The organism is Amycolatopsis tucumanensis (genome assembly GCF_021654135.1).
Lineage (GTDB): Bacteria > Actinomycetota > Actinomycetes > Mycobacteriales > Pseudonocardiaceae > Amycolatopsis_E > Amycolatopsis_E tucumanensis.
Genome location: NZ_JAKGSD010000038.1, coordinates 73,714 through 80,579 on the forward strand (window position 1 = coordinate 73,714; position 6,866 = coordinate 80,579).

At 73.8% G+C, this 6,866-nt stretch carries 6 protein-coding genes and 1 pseudogene; 4 read left to right on the forward strand and 3 right to left on the reverse strand.

The features are described 5' to 3' along the window. Positions 1-137 precede the first annotated feature (137 nt). On the forward strand, positions 138-293 hold the full coding sequence (locus L2C96_RS30295; protein ID WP_020422901.1) for a DUF6131 family protein: 156 nt from the start codon (positions 138-140) through the stop codon (positions 291-293). Between the two features lie 53 nt (positions 294-346). Here the strand turns inward: L2C96_RS30295 and L2C96_RS30300 are convergent, their stop codons facing one another. The 3 genes from L2C96_RS30300 to aztA form a co-directional block, all read right to left on the reverse strand. Further along, positions 347-649 (reverse strand): STAS domain-containing protein, encoded by a 303-nt coding sequence (locus tag L2C96_RS30300; RefSeq protein WP_157358835.1) that lies wholly within the window; start codon positions 647-649, stop codon positions 347-349. A gap of 92 nt (positions 650-741) precedes the next feature. Further along, entirely contained in the window at positions 742-1,545 is an 804-nt protein-coding gene (locus L2C96_RS30305) for a class I SAM-dependent methyltransferase (RefSeq protein ID WP_237338628.1), read from the reverse strand. A 15-nt stretch (positions 1,546-1,560) separates the two neighbouring features. Next, on the reverse strand, positions 1,561-2,259 hold the full coding sequence (gene aztA, locus L2C96_RS30310) for a zinc ABC transporter ATP-binding protein AztA (protein ID WP_237338629.1): 699 nt from the start codon (positions 2,257-2,259) through the stop codon (positions 1,561-1,563). Positions 2,260-2,478: 219 nt separating this feature from the next. Between aztA and aztB the strand changes: the two are divergent. The 3 genes and pseudogenes from aztB to aztD all read left to right on the forward strand — a co-directional run. Then, positions 2,479-3,294: pseudogene (aztB, locus tag L2C96_RS30315) on the forward strand (zinc ABC transporter permease AztB); the annotation flags it as partial. A gap of 1,076 nt (positions 3,295-4,370) precedes the next feature. Beyond that, on the forward strand, positions 4,371-5,261 hold the full coding sequence (aztC, locus tag L2C96_RS30325; RefSeq protein WP_237338630.1) for a zinc ABC transporter substrate-binding protein AztC: 891 nt from the start codon (positions 4,371-4,373) through the stop codon (positions 5,259-5,261). Positions 5,262-5,298: 37 nt separating this feature from the next. Next, complete coding sequence (gene aztD / locus L2C96_RS30330) at positions 5,299-6,402, forward strand: zinc metallochaperone AztD (RefSeq protein ID WP_237338632.1); 1,104 nt, start codon at positions 5,299-5,301, stop codon at positions 6,400-6,402. Positions 6,403-6,866 lie beyond the last annotated feature (464 nt).

The following is a 6,866-nucleotide window of genomic DNA, read 5'->3' on the forward strand; positions in this document are numbered from 1 at the left end:
TGTGGTCGCGACGCAGCAACTTCGCCTCGTACCGGGGCGTACCGGGTTTGCGCGATCACCCGTCCGGGTATCGCTGGCCGGTCCCCATCGGAGCAGGACCGGCGGCGCGGCCCGTCCTGCAGGCAGAAAGAGTTGCCATGATCGTTCTTGGCGTCATCCTGCTCATCGTCGGTCTGCTGACCGGCATCAACATCATCTGGACGATCGGGATCGTGCTCCTGGTCGTGGGTGCGGCACTGGCGATCCTCGGTGGCACCGGCCGGAAGGTCGGCGGCAGGGCACACTGGTACTGATCCGGACCACACTTCGAGTGCCGGCCCTTCTTCGGGGGGCCGGCACTGTCCTGTCAGGCGAGCAGGTGGTCCAGTCCCGCGGCGGCGAGCACCACCCTGGAGGCGTGGCTGGCCGGTCCGACTTGGACCGGGATCCGCGCCGCGGTCTGGGCCAGCTCGGCGGCGCCGGACACCGACAGGAAGTCCACAGCGGACAGGTCGACCTCGATGAGCCGGGGCGAGAGCCGCCCGGCCGCGGCGAGCGCCTCGGCCAGCGACGGAACCGTCAGCAGGTCCACCTCGCCGGCGACGTGCACGCGCACGACCTCGTCGTCGACCACCGCCGTCCGGATCTCCACCTCGGCCCGGTCCGCCACGCCACCACCTCCGCGGACAGTGTGAACACGGTTCAACCTCCGGGGAGGCCTATCAGTGCGGATTCACCGGATGGGATGACGGCGGTGTGGGTTTAGGGCCGTCGTCCGACACCGATCAACGTGCCCGCGTCGAGCGTGTCGAGCCCGGCCTCGCGCAGCCCGTCGAAGAAGCGGACGCGGACCCGGTCGAGCGCGTCGGTGGACAGGCCGGTGACGAAGCCGCGCATCGCCGAGCCGAGGTAGAACGTCCAGGCGTCCTCCGGGTGCAGCGGCTGCACGTAGGCGACTTCCCGCACCTCGACGTCCCGCAGGCCGATCGACGACAGCCAGCCGGCGAGCTTGTCGGCCGTGTCGACGCGGGCGCCGTGGTTGATCCGCGTCGGCGTGTCCGCCAGTTCCGGGTGGTCCGGCAGCGCGGCGGCGCGTCCGATCGGGATGATGCGGGACATGCCGTCGGCCCGCCAGGTGCTCACCGCGAACCGGCCGCCGGGCTTGAGCAGCCCGGCGAGGCGGCGGCTGCCCCCGTCCATGTCCGGGAAGAAGAACACGCCGAACGAGCTCTGCACGACGTCGTAGCCGTCGTGCGGCCAGGCGAGGACGTCGGCGGCCGTGAAGCGCAGGTTGCTCAGCCCGAGGGCGGCCGCCTCCCGGCGCCCCTCGTCGAGCAGCCCCTCGGCGACGTCGATCGCGTCGACCGCGCCGTCGGGTCCGACCGCGCGGGCGGCTGGGATGGCGGAGGCGCCGGCGCCGCAGCAGGCGTCGAGCACGCGGTCGCCCGGCCGTGGCCGTGCCAGCGCGGCGAGGAGCTCGCCCAACGGCCGCCACAGGCGGCCCGACCAGGCGGCGAACTCCGATCTGGCCGCGGTGAAGACCCCGGCTGCTGCCTCGGGATTCATGGCTGCTCCTTCCTGTCAGTGCCACGCGTCGAGCAGATTGTCCTGGCTGAGGACGGTTTCCGGGGGCCCTTCGGCGAGAACCCGCCCCTGTCGGAGGAGCACGCAGTGGTCGGCGGCTCGGGCCTCGGTGAGGTCGTGCGTGGCGTGCACGACCGTGACACCGCTGTCGGCGACCTCGCGCAGTGTCCGGGAAATCGTCTCCCGGGCAGGCACGTCGAGCGCCGCGGTGGGTTCGTCGAGCAGGAGAAGGTCCGTCTCCTGCGCGAGCGCCTGCGCGACCAGGGCGCGCTGCCGCTGGCCGCCGGACAGGGCGGACAGCCGGCTCCCGATGATCTGGTCCAGGCCGAGTCTCGTCAGGCACCGCTCCGCGACCGCCCGGTCATGCCGCGACAGCCGCCGCCGCCAGGGGCGGCCGGCCCAGCGCCCCATCTCGACGGTCTCCCGGACGGTGATCGGCAGCAGCGCGGGCACCGCGTCGTGCTGCACCACGAGCGCCGCGCGCCCGGCGGGCCGCTCGACGCTGCCCGCGGCGGGCCGGACGATCCCGGCCAGCACGCTCAGTGCGGTCGACTTGCCGGAGCCGTTGGCGCCCACCAGCGCGGTGACGGCACCGGCGGGGAAGACCGCGGAGACCTCGTGCAGCACGACTTGTCGTGCGTATCCGGCCGACACGTTGTTGAGTGCCGCGCCTGTTCGGATGGCGCTGCGGGTCATTGGTTCTCCCCGGACGGCATTCCGGCGAGTGCTGCGCACCTGGACAACAGTCCCGTCCGGCTGGTGTTCCGTGTCATCGACCCTCCCTGCGACGGCACTCCGGTGAGTGGCGCGCCCCGGACCAACACTCGTCGAGCGCAACGCTCGTCCGGATCGTGCTCCGCGTCATAGCTCCTCCCCTTTGTAACGATAATCGTTTTCACTATAGGGTGACCCACCGTGGAGTGGTTGATCGCCCCGTTCGAGGTGTCCTTCGTGCAACGGGCTTGGTGGGGAGGGGTCCTGGTGTCGGGCGTGTGCGCGCTCGCCGGGACGTGGATGGTGTTGCGGGGCCTGGCTTTCCTCGGTGACGCGATGTCGCACGGCATGCTGCCGGGGGTCGCGCTCGCGGCCCTGTTCGGCGGCAGCCCGGTGCTCGGCGCGGCTCTCAGCGCCGGCGCGATGGCGGCCGGGGTCACCGCGCTCGGCCGGTCGCGCCGGATATCGCAGGACACGAGCATCGGGTTGCTCTTCGTGGGCATGCTGGCCCTGGGCGTGATCATCGTGTCCAGGTCGCAGTCGTACGCAGTGGACCTCACCGGGTTCCTGTTCGGCGACGTTCTCGCGGTCCGCGACCGGGATCTGCTGTTCCTGGCGGTCGCGCTCGCCGTCGCCGGGGTCGTGGCGCTGCTGGGGCACCGCTCGTTCGTCGCGCTGACCTTCGACGAGCGCACCGCGCACACCCTCGGTCTCCGGCCGCGCCGGGCGCACGCCGCGCTGCTCGGCCTGGTCACGCTCGCGATCGTGGCGTCCTTCCACGTCGTCGGCACGCTGCTGGTGTTCGGCCTGCTGGTCGCGCCTCCCGCGGCCGCCCTGTACTGGGCGCGGCGCGTCCCAGCCGTGATGTTGATCGCCGCGTTGCTCGGCGCCTTCGCGACGACGGCCGGGCTGCTGATCTCGTGGCACTGGGGCACCGCCGCCGGCGCGACGATCGCCGCGGTGGCCGTGGCGCTGTTCGGGTTGTCGGCCCTCGCCGCGCGCCTGCGGGACCGCGTGCCGCGCAAGGCGCTCGCCCTGCTCGCCACACTTCCGCTCGCGGCCTGCGCCCCGGAACCGCCGCCCGCCGAACCGCCGCACGGCTACATCGAGGGCGCCGAGGAAACCGCCGAGGCGCAACCCCGGTTGGTGCTCACCGACCGGGCGGGCGCCGTACGCGTGCTGGACCTGATCACCGAGTCGATGACCGAGCTGCCGCCGGCGCCGGGCGTCGAGCGCATCGCCACCGACGGGCGCTTCGCGTACCTCTCCGCGGGAAGCACCGTGCACGTCGTGGACAGCGGGTCCTGGATGGTCGACCACGGCGACCACGTGCACTACTACCGCACCGCGCCCACCGCGGCGGGCACGCGTCCCGGCGGCCCGGTCGTCGCCGCGCACGCCGACAGCACAGTGACCGCGCTGGTGGCCGAGGGGCGCACCGCGCTGTCCGGCCGGGAAACCGCGGGGGTGGCGGTCCCGCTGGGGGAGCGGCTGGTGGTCGCCGACGGCGCCGTCGAGGTCCGCGGCCGCGACGGGGTCACCGAACGCGTGCTGGAGCCGGTCTGCGCCGATCCGCGCGGGTCCGCGGTGACCAGGCGTGGCGTGGTGATCGGCTGCGCGGACGGTGCCGTGCTCGTGTCCGAAAAGGACTTCGCGGCGGTCCACATCCCCTATCCCGCCGGCGGTCCGCGGGCGGTGGAGTTCACCCACCGTCCCGGCAGCGCCACGCTCACCGCCCGCGCGGGCGACCGGGGTGTCTGGGTGCTCGACGTGACCGAGAAGACCTGGCGGTTGCTGGAAACCGGGCCGGTGGTGGCCGTCAACGCGGTCGGCTCCGGCGGAGCCGTGCTCACGCTGACCGCCGACGGCGTGCTGCACGCGCTGGACTCGGAAACCGGCGCGGAGACCGCGCGCCGTCCGTTGATCAGCGGTCCGGTCGATCCGGGCGCCGCGATCCACCTGGACACCAGCCGGGCGTACGTGAACGACGTCGCCGCGCGGGTCGTGCACGAGATCGACTACGCCGACAACCTGCGGATCGCCCGCACCCTGCCCACCGGCATCGCGCCGGCGCTGTTCGTGGAGACCGGGCGATGAGGCGGCTGGTGGCCGCGCTGGCGGCGTTGCTGCTCGTGGCGGGCTGTGCCGGCGCCGGTGACCGGGCCGGGGTGGTCGTGACGACGAACATCCTCGGCGACGTCACCCGCGCGATCGCCGGGGACCAGGCCGAGGTGACCGTGCTGATGCGGCCCGGCGCGGACCCGCACTCGTTCGCGTTGTCCGCGCAGGAGGCCGCGTTGCTGGAGGACGCCGGCCTGGTCGTCCACAACGGACTGGGCCTGGAGGAGGGCGTGGCGCGCAACGTGGACGCGGCCGTCCGGGCGGGTGTGCCGACGCTGGCCGCGGGCGAGGCCGCCGACCCCATTCCGTACGCCGGGGGCGAGCCGGACCCGCACTTCTGGACCGATCCGCGGCGGATGCGCGCGGTGGTGCTGGCGATCGCGGACGAGGTGGCCCGGGTGCCCGGGGCCGACGCGGCGGTCGTGCGCGCCAACGCGGACGCGTACGTGCGTGAGCTCGACGCGCTCGACGCGTGGATGGCCGAGCGCTTCGCCACGATCCCGGCCGAGCGGCGCAAGCTGGTCACCAACCACCACGTCTTCGGTTACCTCGCCCAGCGTTACGGCTTCGAGGTCGTGGGCGCGGTCGTGCCCAGCGGCACCACGCTCGCCTCGCCGAGCCCGTCCGACCTGGCCGAGCTGGCCGCCGCGATCCGCGCCGCCGGGGTGCCCGCGATCTTCGCGGACTCCTCGCAGCCCGACCGTCTCGCGCGGGTGCTGGCCGACCAGGCCGGGGTGCGCGTGCGGGTCGTCCCGCTGCACTCCGAGTCGCTCACCGCGCCCGGCGGGGGAGCGGCGACCTACCTGGAGCTGATGCGGTCCAACACCGACGCGATCGTCTCCGCCCTTGCCGGTTCCCACTGAGAAAGGTTGTTCTGTGAAGAGAGTTGCATTGTCCATTGTGGCTGGTCTGGTGCTGGCCGGGTGCGGCACGAGCCCGTCCGCCGCGCCGGAGGTCACCGACCCGGTCGTGGTCACCTACGACGGGGGGATCCTGGTGCTCGACGGCGACACGCTGGAGCAGAAGGCGGACCTGCCGCTGGCCGGTTTCAACCGGCTCAACCCGGCCGGCGACGACCGGCACGTGATGGTGTCCACCGCGGAGGGCTTCCAGGCGCTCGACGCGGTGTCGGCGGAGCTGACGGACGTGAAGTTCCCCGGCGCGAAGCCCGGTCACGTCGTCCGGCACGCCGGGCGGACCGTGTTGTTCTCCGACGGCACCGGGGAGGTCACGGCGTTCGACCCGGCCGGGTTGTCCGGCGGGCAGCCGGCGACCGAGGTGTACCGGGCCGCCGAGCCGCACCACGGGGTCGCCATCGAACTGTCCGACGGGCGGCTCGTGGTGACGCTGGGTAACGAGGAGGAGCGGCGCGGCATCGCGGTCCTCGACGACGCGCGGAAGGAGCTCACGCGCAGTGAGGAGTGCCCCGGCGTGCACGGCGAGGCGACCGCGGCCGGCGAGGCGGTGGTCATCGGCTGCGAGAACGGGGTGCTCGTCTACCGCGACGGCGTGATCCGGAAGGTGACCAGCCCGACGGAGTACGGCCGGATCGGCAACCAGGCCGGTTCGGACGCGTCGCCGATCGTGCTGGGCGACTACAAGCAGGACGAGGACGCGGAGCTGGAGCGGCCGCGGCAGGTCTCGCTGATCGACACCGTGGCCGGGACGCTGAGGCTGGTCGACATCGGCACGAGCTACACGTTCCGCTCGCTGGCGCGTGGCCCGCAGGGTGAGGCGCTGGTGCTCGGCACGGACGGCGGGATCCGGGTGATCGACCCGGTGAGCGCGCAGATCGTGCGGACGATCCCGGTGACCGGGGCGTGGGAGGAGCCGCTGGAGTGGCAACAGCCCCGCCCGGCGATCTTCACCCGCGGCGCCGACGTGTACGTGACCGACCCGGCGACGCGGCAAGTGCACCTGATCGACCTCGCGACGGGGGAGAAGCGCCGGAGCGTGACGCTGCCCCACGAGCCGAACGAGCTCAGCGGGGTGGCAGGGCACTGAGGGCAGGGGCGGTCACCGGTCGGTGGCCGCCCCGGCCGCGGCGATCTGGCTGCCGCAGGCCGCCAACGCGGCCCCGGCGGCCGCCGCCGCGGCGGGGCGCTCGGGGGCCCGCTCGCGCCCTGGGGCGCTGCGGTGGCCCGACCACCGCCGCAGCGGCAGCCCTGGCGCGGGCGGCCCTGCCGTGGACGGCCCGCGCGCCCCTGCCGTGGGCCGTGCGGCTGCGCTGCCTCGGCGGCTCGTGGTGCCTGCCCGCGCGGGTCACTTCGTCGATCTGGCCGTGGTTTGGCGGCTCGCGCGTCCCTGCCGTGGGCCTGTGCGGCTGCACTGCCTCGGTGGTCCGCGCGTGCCCGCCCCCACGGGCCACTGCGACGGTCTGGCCGTGGTTTGGCGGCGCGCCCGCCCCTGCCGCGGGCCTGTGCGGCTGCACTGCCTCGGTGGTCCGCGCGTGCCCGCCCCCACGGGCC

What these genes read in the sequence shown, in the direction of transcription:
- aztC (WP_237338630.1), top strand. Translation starts at nt 4,371, where the DNA reads ATGAGGCGGCTGGTGGCCGCGCTGGCGGCGTTGCTGCTCGTGGCGGGC.
- L2C96_RS30295 (WP_020422901.1), top strand. Translation starts at nt 138, where the DNA reads ATGATCGTTCTTGGCGTCATCCTGCTCATCGTCGGTCTGCTGACCGGC.
- aztA (WP_237338629.1), bottom strand. Translation starts at nt 2,259, where the DNA reads ATGACCCGCAGCGCCATCCGAACAGGCGCGGCACTCAACAACGTGTCG.
- L2C96_RS30305 (WP_237338628.1), bottom strand. Translation starts at nt 1,545, where the DNA reads ATGAATCCCGAGGCAGCAGCCGGGGTCTTCACCGCGGCCAGATCGGAG.